Below are 281 nucleotides of genomic sequence, written 5' to 3'. Positions count from 1 at the left end.
GTCCGGAGGCTCAACATCGACTCACATCGTCGAACCACCATCCGTAACTTGGTGGGTCTGGTAGGACTTGAACCTACGACCCCCGCCTTATCAAGACGGTGCTCTAACCACCTGAGCTACAGACCCTTGGCTGTAACAGCAAACAAACCGATAAGTGTGAACGCTCGACGTTGGATGCACGCTCTTGAAAGGAGGTGATCCAGCCGCACCTTCCGATACGGCTACCTTGTTACGACTTCACCCCAGTCATGAACCCTGCCGTGGTAATCGCCCTCCTTGCG

1 tRNA gene and 1 rRNA gene are annotated in these 281 nt (G+C 55.2%); both read right to left on the bottom strand.

Features of this window, described 5'->3' with window-relative positions:
• Positions 1-49: 49 nt before the first annotated feature.
• Positions 50-126, bottom strand: a tRNA-Ile gene (locus ACYP5B_RS39675).
• Positions 127-187: 61 nt separating this feature from the next.
• Positions 188-281 (bottom strand): 16S ribosomal RNA (locus ACYP5B_RS39670); the annotation flags it as partial.

The organism is Cupriavidus sp. 8B, from assembly GCF_054589115.1.
The sequence above is the reverse complement of the archived record's forward strand: the minus strand, read 5'-3'. Positions and strand labels throughout refer to the sequence as shown.